Genomic DNA, 22527 nt, shown 5'->3' on the forward strand with positions numbered 1-22527 from the left:
AACGCGCAGGTAACAGGGAAACGAGCGGGCATACGCCCGCTCAATCACGCTTCGGATCAGGCCTTGTAGACCACCTGGCGCACGTCGATGTAGCTGGCCCTGAAGCCGGCTTCGCAATAGTGGAGATAAAATTCCCAAAGCTTCTTGAAGCGGTCGTCGAAGCCGAGCGGGACGATCTTTTCCCACGACGCCCAGAAGCGGTTGCGCCATTCGGCAAGCGTGCGGGCATAGTCGTCCGGAAAGACGCGCTCGCGCAGATGGGCAAGGCCATGGTCGCTGCCCAGCGTCTTCAGGATCGACGGCGTCGGCAGCATGCCGCCTGGGAAGACATAGCGCTGGATGAAATCCGGCCGCGCCCGATAGGTGTCGTAAGCGGCCTCGTTGATGGTGATGATCTGCAGGCCGGCGGTGCCGCCGGGCCTCAGGCATGCCTTCATCTTGCCGAAAAATACCGGCCAATATTTTTCGCCGACCGCCTCGAACATCTCGATCGAGGCGATGCGGTCGTAAGTGCCCGTTTCGTCTCGGTAATCCTGCAGCTTGATGTCGACCTTGTCAGACAGTCCCGCCTTCTGGATGCGCGCCTTGGCGAAATCGTGCTGTTCGCGGCTGATGGTCAGGCCGGTGACGCGGCAGCCGATCTCGCGCGCGGCAAATTCGGCAAAACCGCCCCAGCCGCAGCCGATCTCGAGCACATGGTCCTTCTTGCCGATGCCCGTATCCTTGGCCAGCGCGCGGTATTTGGCGGCCTGAGCGCTTTCCAGGTCGTTGGCGCCGGTCGCATAGAGCGCCGACGAATAGGTCATGCTGGGATCGAGCCATTGCTTGTAGAAGGCGTTGCCGAGATCGTAATGCGCCGAGATGTTGCGCTTCGAGCCTGTGCGGGTGTTTTCGTTGAACCAGTGGCGGATGCGCTGGACCGTGTTGATGAGCCAGCTGGCGCCGCCGGCAATGCGTTCGCCAACGGCCGAGTTGACGACGAACAGTTCCAGGAAGCTGGTTACATCAGGGCTTTCCCAGTCGCCGTCCATGTAGGATTCGGCAACGCCGATGGTGCCGCCGGAAAAGGCACGGCCGGGCAGGCGCCAGTTCTTCAACACCAGTTCGGCATCCGGGCCGGGTCCGTTGCCGCCGACAAGAACCGCCCGGCCATCCGGCATCCTCACCTTCAGCGAACCGCGCGGCAATTTCATCGCCGCCGACAGCACCATGCGCGCCTTGGCCGGCAGGCCCTTGACCATCTCGGCGAAATTGAGTTCGTCCAGCCTGATGGCGTCGCCGATGCCTTTGTATTCCCTGACAGCCATCTCACACCCCCCTGGACTTCCGCGGGGGCGGCGCAAGATCTGCCGGCCTCCACATCCTCCACTTTCATTCGTCAGGCGCGAACGCCGTAGCCTGCGTGAATTTTGGCCACAATCTTCCACCGCATCGACGGGAACTTCAAGAGGCAAGCCGTGCCCGGCACTGGCCCAGGTGGCGTGCCTGGGGCCAGAATCCGTGAGGGCGAGCGACCGCCGGTGAAATCGCTGTGGTTACGAACAGCCACATACGTTAGTTTCAGCCATGCGTTACGTCATCGTCATCACCGCCATCGCCTTTTTCCTGATCTGGGACGGCCTCTACAATCAGGGCCGCTATCTCGACACGACGGTCAGGGAGATGTCGCGCGTCGTGCGCTACGTCACCGGCAAAGCCTAGCTTTTTGCGCCTCTGCAAAGTCGCCTGCCGGCATTGCCGGGCGCGACATCGTGGCGGTTGACGCGACGGTCCCGCTCACACAAAACATGCCGCAAATCGAACGTGGAGGCAGGCGTGATCCGGCATATCGTTTTCTTCAGCGCGCGGCGCAAGGACGATGTCGAGGCCGTGCGCACGGGCTTGCTCACACTGGGCAAGATCCCGCATTCAAGCCTCTTCGAGGTGACGCTCAACACCAAGGTCGATCCGCTGTCGGATGCGATCGACGTGGTCGTCTATGCCGAGTTCGAGGACGATGCCGCGCTTGCCGCATACAAGGCGCACCCGCTCTATGCCGAGACGACCAGCCGGGTCAAACCCTTGCGCGAATTGCGCTATTCGGCCGATATCGTGGCGGCGGCCTGATCGGGCCGGCAAGAGGCCTTGAACCAATTTCGGGAATGATGCACACCGCGCCGGCATGACCAGCACGACCCATCCGCTTGACCATCTGGTGCTGCCGACGGCGAGCCTCGCCGTGGCGCGGGCGCGGCTGACATCGCTTGGCTTCATCGTCGCACCAACCGGCATCCACCCTTTCGGCACCGAAAATTGCTGCGTCTTCTTCGCCGACGGCACCTACCTCGAACCGCTGGCGGTCGGGAATGAACAGGCTGCAGACGAGGCATTTGCCGGTGGCAATGTCTTTGTCGCGCGCGACCGGCTCAATCGCGCCAGGCTGGGCGATGAGGGCTTTTCCGCCGTGGTGCTGGCCACCGACGATGCCGATGCGGACCATGCGCGCTTTATCAAAGCCGGCCTGTCGGCGGGAGACGTACTGAGCTTTTCCCGCGCCTTCACCGACACGGCCGGAAAGAGCGACATGGCCTCGTTCAAACTGGCTTTCGCCGCCGGCGCCGAGACGATGGACGCCTTTCTGTTCGCTTGCGAGCGGATCAACGCCCCTCAAATCGACCGTACAGCACTGCAGGCCCATGCCAACGGCGTGACCGGCATTGCCGAAATCGTCGCGATCAGCGACGCGCCTTCCACGCAGATCAGCCTGATCTCGACAGTGGTTGGCTCGGAGCAGCAGAGCAGCGCGGTCTTCGACCTGCCGAATGCGCGTCTGACCGTTCTGGATCCTGCGGCTTTCACCGCGCGCTTCGACATTCCGGCCGGTGCGCCGACAAGAGTTCGCTTCGCCGCGATTGTCTTTTCGGCCCGCAGTGCCGGCACTGTCGCGAGGCTGCTTGCAGACAACGCCGTCCGGCACGATATAGCGGGCAACGAAATTGTCGTGCAGCCGGCATCCGGGCAGGGCGCGGCTTTCATCTTCCGGGAGACCCCATGAGCAAGCCGCAAGGGCCCAATTCGCTGGCGCCGAATTCGTCGGTAACCGTCGGCAACGTCGTCTTCGACAACAGCGGGCCCTTGGCGTTGATCGCCGGCCCGTGCCAGTTCGAATCGCGCCAGCACGCTTTCGACATGGCCGGCGCGCTGAAGGAACTGACCGGCAAGCTCGGCATCGGCCTCGTCTACAAGACCAGCTACGACAAGGCCAACCGCACCTCGCTGTCGGCAACGCGCGGCGCCGGCATGGACGCGGCGCTTCCGGTGTTCGACGAGTTGCGCAAGGAATTTTCGGTTCCCATTCTGACCGATGTCCACACCGAGGAGCAGTGCGCGATCGTCGCACACCATGTCGATGTGCTGCAGATTCCGGCCTTCCTGTCGCGCCAGACCGACATGCTGGTCGCCGCCGCCAAGACCGGCAAGGTGATCAACGTCAAGAAGGGGCAATTCCTGGCGCCCTGGGATATGAAGAACGTGGTGGCCAAGATCACCGGTTCGGGCAACCTCAATGTGCTGACCACCGAGCGCGGCGCGTCTTTCGGCTACAACACGCTGGTGTCGGACATGCGGGCTTTGCCTCTGATGGCCGAGATCGGCGCGCCGGTGATTTTCGACGCCACCCATTCGGTGCAGCAGCCGGGCGGGCAGGGCGGTTCCTCCGGTGGTGAGCGCCGCTTTGTCGAGACGCTGGCGCGGGCTGCCGTTGCCGTCGGCGTCGCCGGCGTGTTCATAGAGACCCACCAGGATCCCGACAATTCGACCTCCTCCGACGGGCCCAACATGCTGCCGCTGAAGGACATGCCGGCGCTGCTCGAAAGACTGATGGCATTCGACCGCATCGCCAAGAATGCTGCTGACCTGAACCGAGGCTGATGGTTTCGGCTATGGCGCGCGCGCTGCCCTGCTTGTGGAAGGCATAAGCCGGCTGTAGGCTCGCTCCTGCAAATGAGCGTCTTGGCAGGAGGAAGCCATGTCCGTCGCCCGCGTCACCGAAATCACGTCGTCGTCGAAAAAGAGCTTTCAGGACGCCATCGAGAAGGGGATTGAGCGCGCCTCAAAGACCCTGAAGAACGTCGAAGGCGCCTGGATCCAGGACCAGAAGATCGTCGTCGAGGACGGCAGGATCGCGGCCTATCGCGTCAACATGAAGGTGACGTTCATCCTCGCGGAGTAACCGCCCGCCGCTCGAAAAACGGGAACTTTCGCCCGCGCACCTCATTGTCAAAGTATCGATCAACGACATGAGGAGCAGCAGCCATGACCACCCAGACAGGCCACACCGAAGCCATCGCCGCTTCGCGCGTCATCGGCACGTCGGTCTACAACACCGAAGGCACGAGCATCGGCAGCATCGAGGACATCATGCTCGACAAGACGTCGAACGGCATCATGTTCGCGGTGATCGGGTTCGGTGGATTTCTCGGCATTGGCGAGAAGTATCACGCCATTCCGTGGGCGAGCCTCGACTATGACGAGGACAAGGGCGGCTATGTCGTGCCGTTCTCGAAGGAGCAGCTGAAGGCAGCACCCGCCTATTCGATCAATGAACTGGCCGGCGCCGATGGCGAGGCCGCACGTGATGCTTCCTATGATTACTACAAGGTCACGCCGTATTGGCATTGATCAGCTGCGCTGACGCCTGACGTGAAAAGGCCCCCGAATTCCGAAACGGGGGCCTTTTCAGTGCAACCCGACAGTTTCTAAATTATTCTGCTGCATGAAGCGTGGACAGCTGCGTCGCCGCCTTTGGCGGCTGCTGCGTATCGCACGACGTCAGGAACGCCGCCGCGATCAGGAACAAACTCACGATACCGCTCAACTCGGACATGGCGAAACTCCTCCTGTTTCGCCCCGCGCATCACCATCCTAGTCGACACAGAGATTGTTATCTCTGAATTATGATGACGTGGTGTTGCCGAACGTGATCCGAGGCATGCTCAGCCGAGGAGTCCGGCATTCTTCACCGCCTTGAAAATCTTTTCGTGCCAGGCGATCCGATCCGCTTCGCCATTGGCCGGCGTGGTGGAATTGGCGTTGCCGACGTTGATCGCGCGCGAGATCTTTTTAATCAGGCCGGCATCGGCAAAGGCATTGCAGCCTGACCCTTTCCATTCGGCGCAAGCTGCGAGCAGCGAAATCTGCGGATCCTCGATCAGTTCAGGATGATTGGCGAGGTCGACCTTGGCGAGCTTGCCCTTGGCCGTGTACGCGTCGCGCCCGGTGGTCTGGAACGTGCCGCCGCCGCGGAAATTGAAGCCGTCCAACGTTCCTTTCACATTGCCCATGCGGCCGCCATAGGCCCAGTCGCCCAGGGCTTGCGGCTTGCGCAGCAGGTTGTCCTCGATCCACTGATCGGTCTTGCCCGCGGCTCGCGACCTCCATGCGTTCCGGATTGCCGCCACGGTCGTGTAGGTCAGGGATTCGCGAATGAGGGTGAAGCCACCGGTTTCCATCGCCGCTTGAGCGAAGAAATGCATCAGCCGATCATAGTTGTTGCACACCCCATGATCGCCAAGTGTCTTGAGGCCTTTGTCGGAGGTAAAGGCGCCGATGTAACCGTCATAGATTGTTCGCTTGGAACCGCTTGCCGGTCTCTGCGCGAATTTCTGGAAGACCGCTGCTGGCAAACCCTTGTTCGGATCGCCCGCAACGGCTTCGAGCACGCTCTCGACACTCTCGGTCGACAGCACCGGTTCGCCTTCGACGACCACCGAAGCATTGGGGATTCGCTTGCCGTTGCTTTTCGGGAAGCCACCGCCGGCAAAGGTTTTCAGATCGTCGATGAGGGCGATTACGCGTGTCCGGCTCTCCGTGAAATCCATGTCGGAAAGCGGACCGCTCACCTTCTTCGTCGGGTTGATGCATCCGACGCTGGACAGGAAATTGACGCCCGGATGGATCAGGATTTCGGTGCGCTTGTTGGTCTTCAGCAGTTCGAGTCCAGGTTTGGGTGGCGTCTTGGCGCCAGTGTAGCCGATCGTCACATATTTGCCTCCGGCCTGTGTCGCCAGCGGATAGGTGCCGGGCTCGATGCGCCTGCCATTGTCTTCTTTGGAATTGTCGCCTGGGCCGCGAGATTCACACACGAACCCCGATAGACCCGTTACTGCCGTGCCGTTGTGAAAGACTTTATAGGTACCAACTGTCCTGCGTCTGGTGCCCCTCATATGCTCGACTTTGCGGCTAATAAGAAGTTCCCAGCCAGTACCTGAAATCGCTGCCATTGCCGCCTCCCCAAAGAGTTCAAGTTTGTTGATTTCACTGTGGTCGCCAAATAGTTCGCGTTGTAGATGTGACCCTAACATCTTCGAATTCTCTGCATTGTGAAGTTTGTCACGTTGGCGGTAGCCTCTTTTGAAGCATCGGGTGGAGTTTGTGTGCCGCCTGGTTTCGTGACAAAGGCATTGCCGCAGGGGCGGGGCACCCACCCCATGCCGCGCCAGACATATGACGTCAGGGCGGGCTGTTTGCGTTCAGATGGCGTCGCCCATGCCCCACGGCCTGAGCGCATGGGGCGACTGTCACCATTATTTCATGCCATTCCTGATTGCCTTTTGCGGCACTTTGGCTAAGAGGGGCGCGACGCTTTCAATCGATCAATCGGGGACATCGCAATGACCGCCATCATCGACATTGTCGGGCGTGAAATCCTGGACAGCCGTGGAAATCCGACCGTCGAGGTCGACGTCGTCCTCGAAGACGGCTCGATGGGCCGCGCCGCGGTGCCGTCGGGCGCGTCGACCGGCGCGCATGAGGCCGTCGAACTGCGCGACGGTGGCGCCCGCTATCTCGGCAAGGGCGTGCTCAAGGCGGTCGAGGCCGTCAATGGCGAGCTGTTCGAGGCGATCGGCGGCTTGGAAGCCGAAAACCAGATCCACATCGACCAGACCATGATCGAGCTCGACGGCACGCCCAACAAGAGCCGGCTCGGCGCCAACGCCATCCTCGGCGTCTCGCTGGCGGTCGCCAAGGCCGCGGCGGAAGCCGCCGGCCTGCCGCTCTACCGCTATGTCGGCGGCACCAAGGCGCATTTGCTGCCGGTGCCCATGATGAACATCATCAATGGCGGCGCGCATGCCGACAATCCGATCGATTTCCAGGAATTCATGATCCTGCCGGTCGGCGCGCCGACGCTGCGCGAAGGCGTGCGCTGGGGCTCGGAAATCTTCCACACGCTGCGCAAGAAGCTCAAGGATGCCGGCCACAACACCAATGTCGGCGACGAAGGCGGCTTCGCGCCCAATCTGAAGAGTGCGCCGGTGGCGCTCGATTTCATCATGGAATCGATCGAGAAGGCCGGCTTCAAGCCGGGCGAGGAGATCGCGCTTGGTCTCGACTGTGCGGCGACCGAATTCTTCAAGGACGGCAATTACGTCTATGAGGGCGAGAAGAGGACCCGCGATCCCAAGGCGCAGGCCAAGTACCTGGCCAAGCTTGCCGCCGACTATCCGATCATCTCGATCGAGGACGGCCTGGCCGAGGACGACTGGGAGGGCTGGAAGTACCTGACCGATTTGATCGGCAACAAGACGCAGCTGGTTGGCGACGACCTCTTCGTCACCAACACGGCGCGGCTGCGCGACGGCATCCGCATGGGTGTCGCCAATTCGATCCTGGTCAAGGTCAACCAGATCGGCTCGCTCACCGAAACGCTCGACGCTGTCGAGACCGCGCACAAGGCAGGCTACACAGCCGTCATGTCGCACCGTTCGGGCGAAACCGAGGATTCGACCATCGCCGACCTCGCCGTCGCCACCAATTGCGGGCAGATCAAGACCGGTTCGCTGTCGCGCTCGGATCGCATGGCCAAGTACAACCAGCTGATCCGCATCGAGGAAGAGCTCGGCAAGCAGGCGCGCTACGCCGGCAAGTCGGTGGTCAAAGCTTAAATTCTGCCGAACTGGCGAAAACGACGAAGGGCGGGATTTTCCCGCCCTTTTTCGTTGCGGCCGCTGGCTAATGCACCTGTCCGTAACCGTCCATTAAGCACAATCGAGCGACAAATGGCGGTCAAAGGATTGCGACCATGTGGACACGCCAGCACAAGCAGAGAAACACCGGCCGGCTGATCATCCCGTCGCTTTGCGTGGCGTTCCTGGCCTATTTCGGCTTCCATGCCTATCATGGCGAGTTCGGCATCAATTCCAAATATCAGCTCGAAGCGCAGACCATCGAATTGCAGGCCAAGTACGATGCCATCAAGGCGCGCCGGATCGATCTGGAGCGGCGCGTCCAGCTGATGCATGAGGGCACGCTTGAAAAGGATATGCTCGACGAGCAGGCACGCCGGGCGCTCAATCTGTCCCAGCCCGATGAAATCACCATCATGCTGCCGGCCAATTCGAAATAACCGAATTTCGGTTAATCGCTGATATCTCTAACGATTCTGGGCGTTTAGGCGCATGCCAGCCATGCGTTTTTCTGCATGGCGAAACGCCGTCTCGCATGTTAGCTTCCTTCCAATCGGTGGGGAGGAGCTGATCCTCCCCGGAGCAGACATGGTCTGCTTTAGTGTCCGCGAAGAGACGCCAACAGGGAGTGATGCATGGCCACCGCCGCCAAAAAAGCGCCTGCCAAATCCGTTAAATCGACATCCGCCAAATCAACGGGGCTTTCCGCCCCCAAGCCGGCCGACTTCACCAAGGACGAGGAGCTTGCCGCCTACCGGCACATGCTGCTTATCCGTCGCTTCGAGGAAAAGGCCGGCCAGCTCTACGGCATGGGCTTTATCGGCGGCTTCTGCCACCTCTATATCGGCCAGGAAGCGGTCGTCACCGGCATGAAGATGTCGCTGATCAACGGCGACCAGATGATCACCGCCTATCGCGACCATGGCCACATGCTGGCGATGGAACTGTCACCGCGGGGCGTCATGGCAGAGCTGACCGGACGCCGTGGTGGCCTGTCGAGGGGCAAGGGCGGCTCCATGCACATGTTCTCCAAGGAGAAGCATTTTTACGGCGGCCACGGCATTGTCGGCGCGCAGGTTTCGCTCGGCACCGGGCTGGCCTTCGCCAACCGCTACCGCGACAACAACAATGTCTCGCTGACCTATTTCGGCGATGGCGCAGCCAACCAGGGCCAGGTCTATGAAAGCTTCAACATGGCCTCGCTGTGGAAGCTGCCGGTGATCTACATCATCGAGAACAACCGCTATGCCATGGGCACCTCGGTGTCGCGCTCGTCGGCGGAAACCAATTTTTCGCATCGCGGCGCATCGTTCAAGATTCCCGGCATTCAGGTCGACGGCATGGATGTGCGTGCGGTCAAATCCGCCGGCGATCAGGCGACCGAATGGTGCCGTGCCGGCAACGGTCCGATCATCCTCGAGATGCAGACCTATCGCTATCGCGGTCACTCGATGTCGGATCCGGCAAAATACCGCTCCAAGGAAGAAGTGCAGAAGATGCGCTCGGATCATGATCCGATCGAGCAGGTCAAGGTGCGGCTGACGGCCAAGAAGTGGGCGACCGAGGACGAACTCAAGAACATCGACAAGGAAGTCCGCGACATCGTCGCCGACGCCGCCGAATTTGCCCAGCACGACGCAGAGCCGGATCCGTCCGAGCTCTGGACCGACATCGTATTGTAACGGGAGGGCAAGGACATGCCGATCGAAATTCTCATGCCCGCTCTCTCGCCGACCATGGAAGAGGGCAATCTTTCCAAATGGTTGAAGAACGAGGGCGACAAGGTCGTCGCCGGCGATGTCATCGCCGAGATCGAAACCGACAAGGCGACGATGGAAGTCGAAGCCGTCGATGAAGGCACGATCGGCAAGATCGTGGTTCCCGCCGGCACCGAAGGCGTCAAGGTCAACGCGGTGATCGCCGTGTTGCTGCAGGACGGTGAAAGTGCAGGCGATGTCGAAAAGAGCGGCAAGCCTGCCTCCACCCAGGATGCCGTTTCCGCTGGCGGTCAGCGGACCGATGCAGCCGAGGAAGGTTCAAAAGCGGCTCCCCAGGATGCCGGCGAGGCTCCGAAGGCAGTTCCCGCCGCTCCGGCGGCCAAACCTGCGGCCGATCCCGATATTCCCGCCGGCACCGAGATGGTCTCGACCACGGTGCGCGAGGCCTTGCGCGATGCCATGGCCGAGGAAATGCGCCGCGACGGCGATGTCTTCGTCATGGGCGAGGAGGTCGCGGAATACCAGGGCGCCTACAAGATCACGCAAGGCCTGCTGCAGGAATTCGGGCCGCGACGCGTGGTCGACACGCCGATCACCGAGCATGGCTTTGCCGGCGTCGGCGTCGGTGCGGCAATGGCCGGCCTGAAGCCGATCGTCGAATTCATGACCTTTAATTTCGCCATGCAAGCGATCGACCAGATCATCAACTCCGCCGCCAAGACGCTCTATATGTCGGGCGGCCAGATGGGCGCGCCGATCGTGTTCCGCGGCCCGAACGGGGCTGCCGCCCGCGTCGGCGCCCAGCATTCGCAGTGCTATGCCGCCTGGTACAGCCATATTCCCGGCCTGAAAGTGGTGATGCCGTACACGGCTGCCGATGCCAAGGGCCTGCTCAAGGCGGCGATCCGCGATCCGAACCCGGTCATCTTCCTCGAAAACGAAATCCTCTACGGCCAGTCCTTCGACGTGCCGAAGCTTGACGATTTCGTGCTGCCGATCGGCAAGGCGCGCATTCACAAGCAGGGCAAGGACGTCACCATCGTCTCGTTCGGCATCGGCATGACCTATGCCATCAAGGCGGAAGCCGAGCTGCGCGGCATGGGCATCGATGCCGAGATCATCGATCTCAGGACCATCCGTCCGCTCGACCTCGACACCGTCATTGCCTCGGTGAAGAAGACCAACCGCTTGATCGTGGTCGAAGAAGGTTTCCCGCAAAGTTCGGTCGGCGACCACATCGCCAACCAGGTTTCGCAGCGCGCCTTCGACTTCCTCGATGCGCCGGTCATCACCATCGCCGGCAAGGACGTGCCGATGCCTTATGCGGCGAACCTCGAAAAGCTGGCCTTGCCCAATGTCGGCGAGGTCATCGAGGCGGTCAAAGCCGTCACGTATCGCTGAGCCGGTCGGGAGGACATCATGCCAATCAACATCACCATGCCGGCGCTCTCGCCCACGATGGAAGAGGGCAATCTTTCCAAGTGGCTGGTCAAGGAGGGCGACAAGGTTTCGCCGGGCGACGTGATCGCCGAGATCGAGACCGACAAGGCGACGATGGAAGTCGAGGCCGTCGATGAGGGCACGGTTGCCAAGCTCGTCGTTCCGGCCGGCACCGAAGGCGTCAAGGTCAATGCTCTGATCGCCATTCTGGCTGGCGAAGGCGAGGATGCAGGGGCGGCGGCAAAGGGCGGCGGCGATGCCGCGCCCGCGAAAGCCGATGCCAAACAGGATAAGGCGTCAATCTCCCCACCCGTGGGGGAGATGTCGACGAAGTCGACAGAGGGGGGCGCTGTCCCGCCGACCTCTCAGTCTGTCGCGCCCCCCTCTGGCCTGCCGGCCATCTCCCCCACAAGGGGGGAGATCAGCCAATCGTCAGGCGAGCGCACTTTCGCCTCGCCGCTGGCGCGGCGCATAGCCAAAGACGCCGGCGTCGATGTGTCCGCCGTGAGTGGCACCGGCCCGCATGGCCGTGTCGTCAAGGCCGATGTCGAGGCGGCGATCGCCGGCGGTGGCGCCAAGGCCGCGCCGGCCGCGAAAGCCGCACCTGCCGGCGCTCCGGCGTCTGCGCCGGCTCCGGCACCCAAGGCGATGTCGGACGAACAGGTGCTGAAGCTGTTTGCCGAAGGGTCCTACGAGCTCGTCCCGCACGACAATATGCGCAAGACCATTGCGCGCCGCCTGGTCGAGGCCAAGACAACCATCCCGCATTTCTACCTGACGCTCGACTGCGAGCTCGATGCCCTGCTGGCGCTGCGCACACAGATCAATGCGGCGGCTCCGATGAAGAAGACCGACAAGGGCGAAGTGCCCGTCTACAAGCTGTCGGTCAACGACATGGTGATCAAGGCGATGGCGATGGCGCTGATGGCGGTGCCGGATGCCAATGCGTCGTGGACCGAAAGCGCCATGGTCAAGCACAAGCACGCCGATGTCGGCGTTGCCGTGTCGATCCCCGGCGGCTTGATCACGCCGATCATCCGCCACGCCGACGAAAAGACGCTGTCCACTATCTCCAACGAGATGAAGGATCTGGCGAGCCGTGCGCGCAGCCGCAAGCTGAAGCCTGAGGAATATCAGGGCGGCACGACGGCTGTCTCCAATCTCGGCATGTTCGGCATCAAGGACTTTGCCGCCGTCATCAACCCGCCGCATGCGACGATCCTGGCGGTGGGTGCCGGCGAGCAGCGGCCGGTGGTCAAGAATGGCGAGATCAGAATCGCCAATATCATGTCGGTGACGCTGTCGACCGATCACCGCGCCGTCGACGGTGCGCTCGGCGCCGAACTTCTGGTCGCCTTCAAGCGCATGATCGAAAATCCGATGGGCATGCTGGTCTAGGAAGGAAAAAGGCTGTGCGGAAATTCGTCACCAGCCTTTTCGCCCTGATCCTTTCCGGCTTGGCCGGCGGGCTGGTGGCGCTGTGGCTGGCAATCGTCACCAATGCGAATTCCGAATACATCCTGGTCTTCATGGTTTCGGCGCTGGTCACCATCGTTGCGACCGTGGCGTTTTTCATCGCGCAGTTCGTGCCAAACCCGCAAAGGGCGATAAACCTGACGGGGCTTGTTGGGGTTTCGTTGTTCGTGCTGGCCGGAATCGGGCTGATTGCCTGGACCTTCTCGCAGCCGCCTGGCAAAGCCCAGTGGTCAGGCGATCTCCCCGTTGTCGCCGGTCTGTTTTTGCCAAGCATCGCCACGGTTATCGTGCAGTGGCTGTTCGTGGGATGGCGCGTGCGGCGCGCGCTTAGGGCGGAGGCGGGTGCGGGTGCATGAAAACGATCCTCTGCTACGGCGATTCCCTGACCTGGGGCTATGACGCGGCGAGCCTCGGGCGTTATGCGCTGGAAGATCGCTGGCCGAGCGTGCTCAAGGCGGCGTTGGGCGACGACGATATCGAAGTCATTGCCGAAGGTCTGAACGGCCGCACCACGGCTTTCGACGATCACCTGGCTGGTGCCGACCGCAATGGCGCCAAGGTGCTGCCGACGATCCTGACCAGCCATGCGCCGCTCGACCTGATCATCATCATGCTCGGCGCCAACGACATGAAGCCCTGGATCCACGGCAATCCGGTCGCGGCCAAGCAGGGCGTGCAGCGGCTGATCGACATCGTGCGCGGCCACGATTATCCGTTCGACTGGGCCGCGCCGCAAATCCTGATCGTCGCGCCACCAGCGGTCAGCCGCACCGACAATGCCGAATTCAAGGAAATGTTTGCCGGCGGCGACGAGGCCTCGAAGCAGCTGGCGCCGCAATATTCCGCGCTCGCCGACGAGGCCGGCTGCGGCTTTTTCGATGCCGGCACGGTGGCCGAGACCACACCGATCGACGGGGTCCATCTCGATGCCGAAAACACGCGCAATATAGGTGACGCATTGGCGCCATTGGTGCGTGTGATGCTGGAACTCTAGAGAAAATCAGGGAGAAACCCCGTGGCTGAATCCTACGACGTCATAATCATCGGCTCAGGCCCCGGCGGCTATGTCACGGCGGTGCGCTCCGCCCAGCTCGGCTTCAAGACGGCGATCGTCGAGCGCGAGCATCTCGGCGGCATCTGCCTCAACTGGGGCTGCATCCCGACCAAGGCGCTGCTGCGCTCGGCCGAGATCATGCACTATTCCGATCATCTGAAGGACTACGGCCTGAAGCTCGAAGGCGGCAAGGTCAGCGCCGACACGGCCGCTGTCGTCGACCGCTCGCGCAAAGTGTCGTTGAGGCTCAATGGCGGCGTCGCCTTCCTGATGAAGAAGAACAAGGTCGACGTTATCTGGGGCGACGCCAAGCTCTCCAAGCCGGGTGAAATCGTCGTCTCCAAGACGGCCAAGAAACCGATGGAGCCGCAGCCGCCGGTGCCCAAGGGCGTCAAGGGCGAGGGCACCTATACCGCCAAGCACATTATTCTCGCCACCGGCGCCCGGCCGCGCGCGCTGCCCGGCATCGAGCCGGACGGCAAGCTGATCTGGACCTATTTCGAGGCGATGGTGCCGAAGGAGATGCCGAAATCGCTGCTGGTCATGGGTTCGGGCGCCATCGGCATCGAGTTCGCCTCCTTCTATCGCACCATGGGCGCCGAGGTGACGGTGGTCGAGCTTTTGCCGGCGGTGATGCCGGTCGAGGATGCCGAGGTCTCGAAATTCGCGCAGAAGCAGTTCGAGAAGCAGGGCATGAAAATCATCCTCGAGGCCAAGGTGACCAAGGTCGAGAAGGGTGCCAACTCGATCACTGCCCACGTCGAGATGAAAGACGGCAAGGTCGAGAAGATCACCGCCGACCGCATGATCTCGGCCGTCGGCGTGCAGGGCAACATCGAGAATCTCGGCCTCGAGACGCTCGGCGTGAAGACCGATCGCGGCTGCGTCGTCATTGACGGCTATGGCAAGACCAACGTTCCCGGCATCTACGCTATCGGCGATGTCGCCGGACCGCCTATGCTTGCCCACAAGGCCGAGCATGAAGGCGTGGTATGTATCGAAAAGATCGCCAATTTCCCCGGCGTGCATGCGACAGACAAGCTGAAGATCCCGGGCTGCACCTATTGCAACCCCCAGGTCGCATCGGTCGGGCTCACCGAAGCCAAGGCCAAGGCCGAAGGCAAGGACATTCGTGTCGGCCGCTTCCAGTTCGGCGCCAACGGCAAGGCGATCGCGCTTGGCGAGGACCAGGGCTTCATCAAGACCATCTTCGACAAGAAGACCGGCCAGCTGCTCGGCGCGCATATGGTCGGCGCCGAGGTGACGGAGCTGATCCAGGGCTTTGTCGTGGCGATGAACCTGGAGACCACCGAGGAAGAACTGATGCACACCATCTTCCCGCATCCGACGCTGTCGGAGATGATGAAGGAAAGCGTGCTCGATGCCTATGGCCGTGCGCTCAACGCGTGATAAATTGCTGCCGCGAGACTCAGACGCATGCGCCGGAGGAACCTTACGGCAAGACAGTTCGTTTCCGGATGCATTTTCACCTGACACTGGAGGAGTTGGCATATGGACGTGAATGGCGTGGGCTGGATTGCGGCCATCATCATCGGCGGTTTGGCCGGGTGGCTGGCCGAGATGGTCATGAAGAGCAATACCGGCGTCTTAATGAACATCATTATGGGCATTGTCGGCGCGGTGGTGCTGAACGCAATTCTCAGGGCGCTCAACATCGAACCCTTCGGTGTCGGCTGGCTCGCCTACCTGATCACCGGCTTCATCGGCGCCTGCCTGCTGATCTTTGCCGGGCGGCTGATACGCCGCTAAACTACCGCTATGCGAAAAAGGCTGTGGCGGCATGCGCCGCCGCGGCCTTTTTCTTTGCACCGAAAAGTCCTAGATGACGTCAGAAGGGCGAATGCCGACGGGCAGACGCCAACAAGTCAGGTTTGAGATGGTCACCGTCCTCGACACGATCGCCAACGCGCCGCGCCTGCGGCACCCCGAGAAGGCGCACAAGCCTGATCAGGACGTGCTGCGCAAACCCGACTGGATCCGCGTCAAGGCGCCGATGTCCAAGGGCTATGCCGAAACCCGCGAGATCGTGAAGTCGCACAAGCTGGTCACGGTGTGCGAAGAGGCCGGCTGCCCCAATATCGGCGAGTGCTGGGAAAAGAAGCACGCCACCTTCATGATCATGGGCGAGATCTGCACGCGCGCCTGCGCGTTCTGCAATGTTGCCACCGGCATTCCCACCGCGCTCGATGCCGATGAGCCGGCGCGTGTCGCGCATGCCGTAAAGCAGATGGGGCTGACCCATGTCGTCATCACCTCGGTCGACCGCGACGATCTCGCCGATGGCGGCGCGCAGCATTTCGCCGAGGTTATCCGGGCGATCCGAGCAGCGACGCCCTTGACCACGATCGAAATCCTGACGCCCGATTTCCTGCGCAAGGAGGGCGCGCTGGAGATCGTCGTGGCGGCCAAGCCCGATGTCTTCAACCACAATCTCGAAACCGTGCCGTCGAACTACCTGACGGTGCGGCCGGGTGCCCGCTATTTCCACTCGATCCGGCTGTTGCAGCGGGTCAAGGAGCTCGACCCGTCGATCTTCACGAAGTCCGGCATCATGGTCGGCCTCGGCGAAGAGCGCAACGAGATCCTGCAACTGATGGACGACCTGCGCTCGGCCAATGTCGACTTCATGACCATTGGCCAGTATCTGCAGCCGTCGAAGAAACACCACCCGGTGATCCGCTTCGTCACGCCGGAGGAGTTCAACTCCTTCGCGACGATCGGCAAGACCAAGGGTTTCCTGCTGGTGGCGTCGAGCCCGCTGACGCGCTCCTCGCATCATGCCGGTGACGATTTCGCCAGGCTGCGGGCGGCGCGTGAGGCGCAGCTCAAAAAAGCCAGTTAAATCCTGCTTCAATGCCGAAATTCGAAGCCACACGCCGCGTTGCCCACACGCCGGAGCAGATGTTTGCGCTGGTCGCCGATATCGAGACCTATCCTGAATTTCTGCCGCTGTGCGAGGCGCTGACGGTGCGCTCGCGCAAGGAGCGTGACGGCCGCACCATTCTCCTCGCCGATATGAGCATCGGCTACAAGGCGATCCGCGAGACCTTTACGACGCAAGTGCTGCTGAAGCCGGACGAAAACACAATCGATGTCAAATACATCGATGGACCGTTCAAATATCTCAGCAATATCTGGCGCTTCGAGCCGGCCGACGGCGGCGGCTGCAACGTCCGCTTCTTCATCGACTACGAGTTCAAGAGCCGCATCCTCGGCGTGGTGATGGGCACCATGTTCGATCGTGCCTTCCGCATGTTTTCCGAAGCCTTCGAAAAACGTGCGGACGTCATCTACGGAACGACGCCCATCTCATGAGTGTCGCCGAGCGCGCGCATGCCGATCTCCAGCGCATGCTTGACCGTCTCGCGGCGGATGAAGTCGCGGCCATTGTCGGCAAACATATTGAGCTCGGCAGCCACCGGCCCACCTCTTAGGGCAACTCCGAACCAGACGAGGCCGACCGGTTTTTCCGGCGAGCCGCCGCCCGGGCCGGCAATGCCGGTGACGGCAAGCGCCAGCCCGGCGCGCGAGCGCGCCAGAGCGCCCGCTGCCATCTCCAGAACCGTTTCGCGCGAGACGGCACCATGCGCCTCGATCGTGGCGGGCGAGACGCCGAGCATCTCCATCTTTGCTTCATCGGAATAGGTGATGAGGCCGCGATCGACGACAGCGGACGAGCCGGCAATGTCGGTCAGTGCCGAGATGATCATGCCGCCGGTGCAGCTCTCGGCCGTCGCCAGCATGATGCCGCGCTGCTGGCAGACCTGGAGCAGGGCGTTGGCAAGATCGCTGTTGTTCATGCGGGAACCTCCCCGGGGAAGACGACACTGGCGGTGGCGATGGCGGCGATGCCTTCCTCGCGGCCGACAAAGCCGAGTTTCTCGTTCGTCGTCGCCTTGATCGAGATGCGATCAGCGGAAATGCCCAGCATCGCGGACAACGCGTTGGTCATGGCCTCGCGATGCGGGCCGACGCGCGGCGCCTCGCAGATCAGCGTGATGTCGGCATTGGCGATGCGGCCGCCCCGCGCACGCACCAACCTGGCCGCATGCTCGACGAAAATCTTCGACGCCGCGCCCTTCCATTGCGGATCGGAAGGCGGGAAATGCGTGCCGATGTCGCCGGCCCCGCAAGTGGCGAGCAGCGCATCAGTCAGCGCGTGCAGGCCGACATCGGCATCCGAATGGCCGGAAAGCTTCTTGCCGTGCGGAATGGCAACGCCGCACAGAGTGACATGGTCGCCGGCCTCGAAGGCGTGCACATCATAGCCATTGCCGGTGCGAATGTCGGGAAAACGCTCGCCAGTAAGCCGTTGATCCGCCATCGCAATATCCCTTGCCCAAGTCAATTTGACATTGTCCGGCGACCCCTCGACGATTTTTACCGGAATATGCGCCCATTCGGCGATCGCGGCATCGTCGGTAAAATCCGTCTTGCCGAGATGATGGGCCTTTTCGTGCGCGGCGAGCAACGGCCAGAACGGAAAGCCTTGCGGCGTCTGCGCGGCATGAAGGCCGGCCCTTGGCACCGTCTCCTCGATCATGCCGGTCGCCGACTCGCGCTTCAGCGTATCGGCGACGGGCAAAGCGGGCAGCGCGCCCTGGCGCTCGCCAATGGCCGCAATGGTGCGGTCGATCAGGGCCGCGTCGACAAACGGCCGCACCGCGTCATGCACAAGGACACGGCTGGGCGTACGGTCCCTCAGCGCCAGCAGGCCGAGCCGGACCGAGGCCTGGCGCGACTCGCCACCGACCACGGCGGTAACCCGCTCGGCATACGCGCCGGCTGCCTTGTCGAAAAGCGCTCGGTCATCGGCATGGATGGCGACGACGACGGGGCCAATTCCGGGATGCGCCAGGAAAGTCTCCAGCGTGCGCGCGATGACGGCGCGGCCGCCGATGCGCTGATATTGCTTCGGCCCGTCGGCCTGTCCGGCACGCGCGCCTCGGCCGGCGGCAACGATGACCACGCCGACCTTGTCGGTCGTCGCCCCGGCCGGTTTTTCGCTTGCGTCTGTCATGCCGAGAGGCTTAGTCGCGGCTTATGGCGAAGGCCAGCATTTTCCCAAATGCGCCGCAATGTGACGTCATTGCGCGTTGCACAATGCCTTTCTTATGGCTAGAGAATGTGCAGCGATCCGATATGCTTGGTTTTTGTGCATGCCTGAAGTGACAAAATTGGCTTCGCCACTCGACGTTGGCGGCGTGACAATCCGCAACCGCGTCTTCCTCGCGCCCATGTCGGGAATAACGGACGAGCCGTTCCGGCAGCGCGCCTACGCGCATGGCGCGGGCCTGGTCGTGTCGGAAATGGTGGCGAGCGGCGAGCTTGCCAAGGGCAGGGCCGGCTGCGACCTGCGCATCCGTCATTCCGGGCTGCCCGTCCATATGGTTCAGCTTGCCGGCCGCGAGGCCGAGCACATGGCCGAGGGCGCGCGCATCGCTGCCGGCGAGGGCGCCGACATCATCGACATCAATATGGGCTGCCCGGCCAAGAAGGTGACCGGCGGCTATGCCGGCTCGGCGCTGATGCGCGATCTCGACCACGCGCTGTCGCTGATCGAAGCGGTGATCGGCGCGGTCCAGGTGCCGGTCACGGTCAAGATGCGGCTCGGCTGGGACGACAATGCGCTCAATGCACCCGTTTTGGCGCGCCGCGCCGAAGAGGCCGGTGTTAAAATGGTGACCGTGCATGGGCGCACGCGCTGCCAGTTTTATCAAGGCAAGGCCGATTGGGGCGCCATCGCCCGCATCAAGGACGCCGTCTCGATCCCGGTCGTCGCCAATGGCGATGTGGGCTCGCCCGCGGAGGCCGCCGAAATCCTTGAACAGTCGGGCGCCGACGCGGTGATGATCGGTCGTGCCCATTATGGCGCGCCATGGACGGCGGGCCGCATTGCGGCGACGGCTGCGGGCGACGCGCTCTCCGGCGTGCCGGAAAGCCCGCAAGCCATGGCCGACTACATCGTTTCCCACTACGAGGACATGCTGACGCTTTACGGCGTCGAAAGCGGCTTGCGCCAGGCGCGCAAGCATCTCGGCTGGTATCTCGACCGCCACGCTGCTGGCGTTTCCGATGAGCGGCGGAAAGCCATCCTCACCTCTTTCGAACCCGCCCGCGTCATTGCCTTGCTGCATGAGGTGTTTTCCGGCGAAGCCACGCCCTTGCGGAGCGCCGCATGAACGCCACCGTCACACCGAGCTCCGACATGGCGGATGCCGCCAGTATAGTGCTGAACACCATCCGCCGTCCCGTCATCATGGTCGATCCGGACGGGTTCATCACCTACGCCAATGCCGATGCGGAAGACTTCTTCCGCTCAAGTGCCAATATGCTTGCCCGCAACACACTCTCCAAGCTGATCCCGTTCGGCAGCCCGTTGCTGCAGCTGGTCGACCAGGTGCGCGAGCGCCGTGCGCCGGTCAACGAATACCGTGTCGACGTGTCGTCGCCGCGTCTCGGCATCGAGAAGGTCGTCGATCTCTATGTCGCGCCGGTGCCGGAATTCCCAGGCTCGATCGTGGTGATGTTCCAGGAACGCTCGATGGCCGACAAGATCGACCGGCAGATGACACACAGGGGTGCCGCGCGTTCGGTCACCGGCCTTGCCGCCATGCTGGCACATGAGATCAAGAACCCGCTGTCCGGCATACGTGGCGCCGCACAGCTGCTCGAACTCTCGGCGTCCGACGAGGATCGCGCGCTGACCCGCCTCATCACTGACGAGACTGATCGCATAGTCTCCCTCGTCGACCGCATGGAAGTGTTTTCCGACGAGCGGCCGATTGACCGCTATCCTGTCAACATCCATGTCGTGCTGGATCATGTGAAGGCAATCGCGAAGAACGGTTTTGCCAAGAGAATCAGGATATTGGAGGACTATGATCCATCATTGCCTCCGGTTTTCGCCAACCGCGACCAACTGATCCAGGTGTTTCTCAACCTGGTCAAGAACGCTGCCGAGGCGATCGGCGGCGACCCGCAGGGCGAGATCGTGCTGTCGACCGCGTTCAGGCCGGGCATCCGCGTTTCCGTTCCCGGAACCCAGGACCGCGTGTCGCTACCGCTTGAATTCTGCGTGCGCGACAATGGGTCCGGCGTTTCGGAAGACATTCTGCCGATCCTGTTCGATCCGTTCATCACCACCAAGCCGAACGGCTCGGGGCTCGGCCTGGCGCTGGTGGCGAAAATCGTCGGCGAGCATGGCGGCATCATCGAATGCGATTCGACGCCGCGCGGCACCACCTTCCGAATCCTGATGCCGGCCTGGAAAGAAACACCCATCGACACTGCCGATGATGAAGGCGAAGGAGACCGCAAATGACGGTTCGCGGCAATATTCTCGTCGCCGACGACGATGCGGCCATCCGCACCGTGCTCAATCAGGCGCTGTCGCGCGTCGGCCATGAGGTGCGCGTGACCTCCAACGCCTCGACGCTGTGGCGCTGGGTGGCGGCGGGCGAGGGCGATCTGGTGATCACCGACGTTGTCATGCCGGACGAGAACGCCTTCGACATGCTGCCCCGCATTAAGAAGGCCCGGCCGGAGCTGCCGGTCATCGTGATGAGCGCGCAAAACACTTTCATGACGGCGATTCGTGCTTCCGAAACAGGTGCTTATGAATATCTGCCGAAGCCGTTCGACCTGACCGAGCTGCTCAACATCGTCAATCGTGCGCTGTCAGAGCCGCGCCGACCGAAGATCGATACGCGACCGGAAGAACAGCCTGACGCCATGCCGCTGGTCGGCCGCTCGGCCGCCATGCAGGACATCTACCGCATGCTGGCGCGCATGATGCAGACCGACCTGACGGTGATGATCTCGGGCGAGTCCGGCACCGGCAAGGAATTGGTGGCGCGCGCGTTGCACGAATATGGCCGTCGCCGCGGCGGTCCGTTCGTCGCCATCAACATGGCGGCGATCCCGCGCGATTTGATCGAATCGGAGCTGTTCGGCCACGAGAAGGGCGCCTTCACCGGCGCACAGAACCGCTCGACCGGCCGCTTCGAGCAGGCCGAGGGCGGCACGCTGTTCCTCGACGAGATCGGCGACATGCCGATGGAGGCGCAGACGCGGCTGCTGCGCGTGCTGCAGCAGGGCGAATACACAACGGTCGGCGGGCGCACCCCGATCAAGACCGATGTGCGCATCGTCGCCGCCACCAACAAGGATCTGCGCACTCTGATCAACCAGGGGCTTTTCCGCGAGGATCTGTTCTATCGCCTGAATGTCGTGCCGCTTCGGCTGCCGGGTTTGCGTGAGAGGTCGGAAGACATTCCCGATCTGGTGCGGCATTTCTTCAAGATCGGCGCCAGCGAAGGCTTGCAGACCAAGCGCATTTCGACCGGCGGCATCGAATTGATGAAGCGCTATCCGTGGCCGGGAAACGTGCGCGAGCTGGAAAACCTGGTGCGCCGGCTTGCGGCGCTCTATTCGCAGGACGAAATATCAGCCGAAATCATCGAAGCCGAACTGAAGACAGGCGAAAGGCCGGTCGTTCCCGGCGGCGGCAATTTGATCCCGGACGATCTGTCCATCGGCCAGGCGGTGGAGCACTTCCTGCAGCGCTATTTCGCCTCTTTCGCCGGTGATTTGCCGCCGGCAGGTCTCTATCAGCGCATCCTGTCCGAGGTCGAATATCCGCTGGTGCTCGCTTCCATGACGGCAACGCGCGGCAACCAGATCAAGGCGGCCGAATTGCTCGGCTTGAACCGCAACACGCTGCGCAAGAAGATTCGCGAGCTGGGCGTCAACGTCTACAAATCGTCGAGATCGTGAGCGCCTACCGCCCGATGTGACGCCAGGTCATCCCCTTTTCAGGGGATCGGTGGCCGAAAGATTTCCGTCACGGCCACACTTGTTGCATAATCGC

The 22527-nt window shown here is 62.3% G+C and carries 25 protein-coding genes; 20 read left to right on the forward strand and 5 right to left on the reverse strand.

Going from position 1 to position 22527, the window contains the following annotated elements; translation table 11 throughout:
• Positions 1–56: 56 nt before the first annotated feature.
• Positions 57–1307, reverse strand: a complete 1251-nt coding sequence (locus NKJ75_RS16810) for an SAM-dependent methyltransferase (RefSeq protein WP_023743028.1) — start codon at positions 1305–1307, stop codon at positions 57–59.
• A gap of 259 nt (positions 1308–1566) precedes the next feature.
• Between NKJ75_RS16810 and NKJ75_RS16815 the strand changes: the two genes are divergently transcribed.
• The 6 genes from NKJ75_RS16815 (at position 1567) to NKJ75_RS16840 (ending at position 4659) form a co-directional block, all read left to right on the forward strand.
• Positions 1567–1701, forward strand: coding sequence for a hypothetical protein (locus NKJ75_RS16815; protein WP_023668905.1), 135 nt, complete (start codon positions 1567–1569; stop codon positions 1699–1701).
• A gap of 114 nt (positions 1702–1815) precedes the next feature.
• Complete coding sequence (locus NKJ75_RS16820; RefSeq protein WP_023835252.1) at positions 1816–2106, forward strand: Dabb family protein; 291 nt, start codon at positions 1816–1818, stop codon at positions 2104–2106.
• Positions 2107–2161: 55 nt separating this feature from the next.
• Positions 2162–3034: a VOC family protein gene (locus NKJ75_RS16825; RefSeq protein ID WP_023835251.1), complete on the forward strand. Its 873-nt coding sequence runs from the start codon at positions 2162–2164 to the stop codon at positions 3032–3034.
• Positions 3031–3909, forward strand: coding sequence for a 3-deoxy-8-phosphooctulonate synthase (gene kdsA / locus NKJ75_RS16830; RefSeq protein ID WP_031204764.1), 879 nt, complete (start codon positions 3031–3033; stop codon positions 3907–3909). Before NKJ75_RS16825 ends, kdsA begins: the two co-directional genes overlap by 4 nt.
• 97 nt (positions 3910–4006) lie before the next feature.
• Positions 4007–4210 carry a dodecin family protein gene (locus NKJ75_RS16835; RefSeq protein ID WP_023668908.1) on the forward strand — a complete coding sequence of 68 codons (204 nt, stop codon included), beginning with the start codon at positions 4007–4009 and terminating at the stop codon, positions 4208–4210.
• An 83-nt stretch (positions 4211–4293) separates the two neighbouring features.
• Entirely contained in the window at positions 4294–4659 is a 366-nt protein-coding gene (locus NKJ75_RS16840; protein ID WP_023668909.1) for a PRC-barrel domain-containing protein, read from the forward strand.
• Positions 4660–4741: 82 nt separating this feature from the next.
• On the opposite strand, the gene NKJ75_RS16845 is transcribed toward NKJ75_RS16840, so the two are convergent.
• Positions 4742–4864 (reverse strand): hypothetical protein, encoded by a 123-nt coding sequence (locus NKJ75_RS16845; protein WP_023835249.1) that lies wholly within the window; start codon positions 4862–4864, stop codon positions 4742–4744.
• 109 nt (positions 4865–4973) lie between these two features.
• Complete coding sequence (locus NKJ75_RS16850; RefSeq protein ID WP_352462429.1) at positions 4974–6464, reverse strand: glycoside hydrolase family 19 protein; 1491 nt, start codon at positions 6462–6464, stop codon at positions 4974–4976.
• 186 nt (positions 6465–6650) lie between these two features.
• Here NKJ75_RS16850 and eno point away from each other — a divergent pair, with 186 nt between their 5' ends.
• The 11 genes from eno to NKJ75_RS16905 all read left to right on the forward strand — a co-directional run bounded on the left by eno (position 6651) and on the right by NKJ75_RS16905 (position 16970).
• Positions 6651–7925: a phosphopyruvate hydratase gene (gene eno / locus NKJ75_RS16855; protein WP_023701745.1), complete on the forward strand. Its 1275-nt coding sequence runs from the start codon at positions 6651–6653 to the stop codon at positions 7923–7925.
• A 137-nt stretch (positions 7926–8062) separates the two neighbouring features.
• Entirely contained in the window at positions 8063–8386 is a 324-nt protein-coding gene (locus NKJ75_RS16860) for an FtsB family cell division protein (RefSeq protein ID WP_023682560.1), read from the forward strand.
• Positions 8387–8581: 195 nt separating this feature from the next.
• Positions 8582–9628: a pyruvate dehydrogenase (acetyl-transferring) E1 component subunit alpha gene (gene pdhA, locus NKJ75_RS16865; protein WP_023668914.1), complete on the forward strand. Its 1047-nt coding sequence runs from the start codon at positions 8582–8584 to the stop codon at positions 9626–9628.
• A gap of 15 nt (positions 9629–9643) precedes the next feature.
• Entirely contained in the window at positions 9644–11065 is a 1422-nt protein-coding gene (locus NKJ75_RS16870; RefSeq protein WP_023696091.1) for a pyruvate dehydrogenase complex E1 component subunit beta, read from the forward strand.
• A gap of 18 nt (positions 11066–11083) precedes the next feature.
• Complete coding sequence (locus tag NKJ75_RS16875; RefSeq protein ID WP_352462432.1) at positions 11084–12502, forward strand: pyruvate dehydrogenase complex dihydrolipoamide acetyltransferase; 1419 nt, start codon at positions 11084–11086, stop codon at positions 12500–12502.
• 14 nt (positions 12503–12516) lie between these two features.
• Entirely contained in the window at positions 12517–12936 is a 420-nt protein-coding gene (locus NKJ75_RS16880) for a hypothetical protein (protein WP_023835247.1), read from the forward strand.
• Positions 12933–13574 (forward strand): SGNH/GDSL hydrolase family protein, encoded by a 642-nt coding sequence (locus NKJ75_RS16885; protein WP_023835246.1) that lies wholly within the window; start codon positions 12933–12935, stop codon positions 13572–13574. The genes NKJ75_RS16880 and NKJ75_RS16885 overlap by 4 nt, the downstream gene beginning before the upstream one ends.
• A 21-nt stretch (positions 13575–13595) precedes the next feature.
• Positions 13596–15044: a dihydrolipoyl dehydrogenase gene (gene lpdA, locus NKJ75_RS16890; protein WP_352499968.1), complete on the forward strand. Its 1449-nt coding sequence runs from the start codon at positions 13596–13598 to the stop codon at positions 15042–15044.
• A 102-nt stretch (positions 15045–15146) separates the two neighbouring features.
• Positions 15147–15404: a GlsB/YeaQ/YmgE family stress response membrane protein gene (locus NKJ75_RS16895; protein ID WP_023668920.1), complete on the forward strand. Its 258-nt coding sequence runs from the start codon at positions 15147–15149 to the stop codon at positions 15402–15404.
• A 127-nt stretch (positions 15405–15531) separates the two neighbouring features.
• A complete protein-coding gene (lipA, locus tag NKJ75_RS16900; protein ID WP_023688453.1) occupies positions 15532–16497 on the forward strand; it encodes a lipoyl synthase in 966 nt (321 codons plus the stop codon).
• 11 nt (positions 16498–16508) lie between these two features.
• Entirely contained in the window at positions 16509–16970 is a 462-nt protein-coding gene (locus tag NKJ75_RS16905) for a type II toxin-antitoxin system RatA family toxin (protein ID WP_023835245.1), read from the forward strand.
• Here NKJ75_RS16905 and NKJ75_RS16910 read toward each other — a convergent pair.
• Positions 16946–17455 (reverse strand): CinA family protein, encoded by a 510-nt coding sequence (locus tag NKJ75_RS16910; RefSeq protein WP_023835244.1) that lies wholly within the window; start codon positions 17453–17455, stop codon positions 16946–16948. The genes NKJ75_RS16905 and NKJ75_RS16910 overlap by 25 nt on opposite strands.
• Entirely contained in the window at positions 17452–18675 is a 1224-nt protein-coding gene (locus NKJ75_RS16915; protein ID WP_023835243.1) for a bifunctional 2-C-methyl-D-erythritol 4-phosphate cytidylyltransferase/2-C-methyl-D-erythritol 2,4-cyclodiphosphate synthase, read from the reverse strand. Before NKJ75_RS16915 ends, NKJ75_RS16910 begins: the two co-directional genes overlap by 4 nt.
• Positions 18676–18814: 139 nt before the next feature.
• On the opposite strand from NKJ75_RS16915, the gene dusB reads away from it, so the two are divergent.
• The 3 genes from dusB to ntrC are packed head-to-tail and all read left to right on the forward strand — an operon-like array spanning position 18815 to position 22433.
• The gene (gene dusB, locus NKJ75_RS16920; RefSeq protein ID WP_023825579.1) at positions 18815–19837 is read left to right on the forward strand and encodes a tRNA dihydrouridine synthase DusB; all 1023 of its coding nucleotides are present in this window, start codon (positions 18815–18817) and stop codon (positions 19835–19837) included.
• Positions 19834–20979, forward strand: a complete 1146-nt coding sequence (locus NKJ75_RS16925) for a two-component system sensor histidine kinase NtrB (protein WP_023706549.1) — start codon at positions 19834–19836, stop codon at positions 20977–20979. Before dusB ends, NKJ75_RS16925 begins: the two co-directional genes overlap by 4 nt.
• The gene (gene ntrC / locus NKJ75_RS16930; protein WP_023691281.1) at positions 20976–22433 is read left to right on the forward strand and encodes a nitrogen regulation protein NR(I); all 1458 of its coding nucleotides are present in this window, start codon (positions 20976–20978) and stop codon (positions 22431–22433) included. The genes NKJ75_RS16925 and ntrC overlap by 4 nt, the downstream gene beginning before the upstream one ends.
• The last annotated feature ends 94 nt before the right edge of the window (positions 22434–22527 follow it).

It is taken from the genome of Mesorhizobium sp. M0058, from assembly GCF_040323095.1.
GTDB lineage: Bacteria > Pseudomonadota > Alphaproteobacteria > Rhizobiales > Rhizobiaceae > Mesorhizobium.

Bases quoted from the DNA above. Each gene is read 5' to 3' on its own strand.
- NKJ75_RS16845 (WP_023835249.1), bottom strand. From the start codon at position 4,864: ATGTCCGAGTTGAGCGGTATCGTGAGTTTGTTCCTGATCGCGGCGGCG.
- NKJ75_RS16875 (WP_352462432.1), top strand. From the start codon at position 11,084: ATGCCAATCAACATCACCATGCCGGCGCTCTCGCCCACGATGGAAGAG.
- NKJ75_RS16870 (WP_023696091.1), top strand. From the start codon at position 9,644: ATGCCGATCGAAATTCTCATGCCCGCTCTCTCGCCGACCATGGAAGAG.
- NKJ75_RS16910 (WP_023835244.1), bottom strand. From the start codon at position 17,455: ATGAACAACAGCGATCTTGCCAACGCCCTGCTCCAGGTCTGCCAGCAG.
- NKJ75_RS16840 (WP_023668909.1), top strand. From the start codon at position 4,294: ATGACCACCCAGACAGGCCACACCGAAGCCATCGCCGCTTCGCGCGTC.
- NKJ75_RS16835 (WP_023668908.1), top strand. From the start codon at position 4,007: ATGTCCGTCGCCCGCGTCACCGAAATCACGTCGTCGTCGAAAAAGAGC.
- NKJ75_RS16815 (WP_023668905.1), top strand. From the start codon at position 1,567: ATGCGTTACGTCATCGTCATCACCGCCATCGCCTTTTTCCTGATCTGG.
- NKJ75_RS16860 (WP_023682560.1), top strand. From the start codon at position 8,063: ATGTGGACACGCCAGCACAAGCAGAGAAACACCGGCCGGCTGATCATC.
- NKJ75_RS16825 (WP_023835251.1), top strand. From the start codon at position 2,162: ATGACCAGCACGACCCATCCGCTTGACCATCTGGTGCTGCCGACGGCG.
- ntrC (WP_023691281.1), top strand. From the start codon at position 20,976: ATGACGGTTCGCGGCAATATTCTCGTCGCCGACGACGATGCGGCCATC.
- NKJ75_RS16895 (WP_023668920.1), top strand. From the start codon at position 15,147: ATGGACGTGAATGGCGTGGGCTGGATTGCGGCCATCATCATCGGCGGT.
- NKJ75_RS16905 (WP_023835245.1), top strand. From the start codon at position 16,509: ATGCCGAAATTCGAAGCCACACGCCGCGTTGCCCACACGCCGGAGCAG.
- lipA (WP_023688453.1), top strand. From the start codon at position 15,532: ATGGTCACCGTCCTCGACACGATCGCCAACGCGCCGCGCCTGCGGCAC.
- kdsA (WP_031204764.1), top strand. From the start codon at position 3,031: ATGAGCAAGCCGCAAGGGCCCAATTCGCTGGCGCCGAATTCGTCGGTA.
- eno (WP_023701745.1), top strand. From the start codon at position 6,651: ATGACCGCCATCATCGACATTGTCGGGCGTGAAATCCTGGACAGCCGT.
- NKJ75_RS16885 (WP_023835246.1), top strand. From the start codon at position 12,933: ATGAAAACGATCCTCTGCTACGGCGATTCCCTGACCTGGGGCTATGAC.
- NKJ75_RS16915 (WP_023835243.1), bottom strand. From the start codon at position 18,675: ATGACAGACGCAAGCGAAAAACCGGCCGGGGCGACGACCGACAAGGTC.
- pdhA (WP_023668914.1), top strand. From the start codon at position 8,582: ATGGCCACCGCCGCCAAAAAAGCGCCTGCCAAATCCGTTAAATCGACA.
- NKJ75_RS16925 (WP_023706549.1), top strand. From the start codon at position 19,834: ATGAACGCCACCGTCACACCGAGCTCCGACATGGCGGATGCCGCCAGT.
- NKJ75_RS16810 (WP_023743028.1), bottom strand. From the start codon at position 1,307: ATGGCTGTCAGGGAATACAAAGGCATCGGCGACGCCATCAGGCTGGAC.
- dusB (WP_023825579.1), top strand. From the start codon at position 18,815: ATGCCTGAAGTGACAAAATTGGCTTCGCCACTCGACGTTGGCGGCGTG.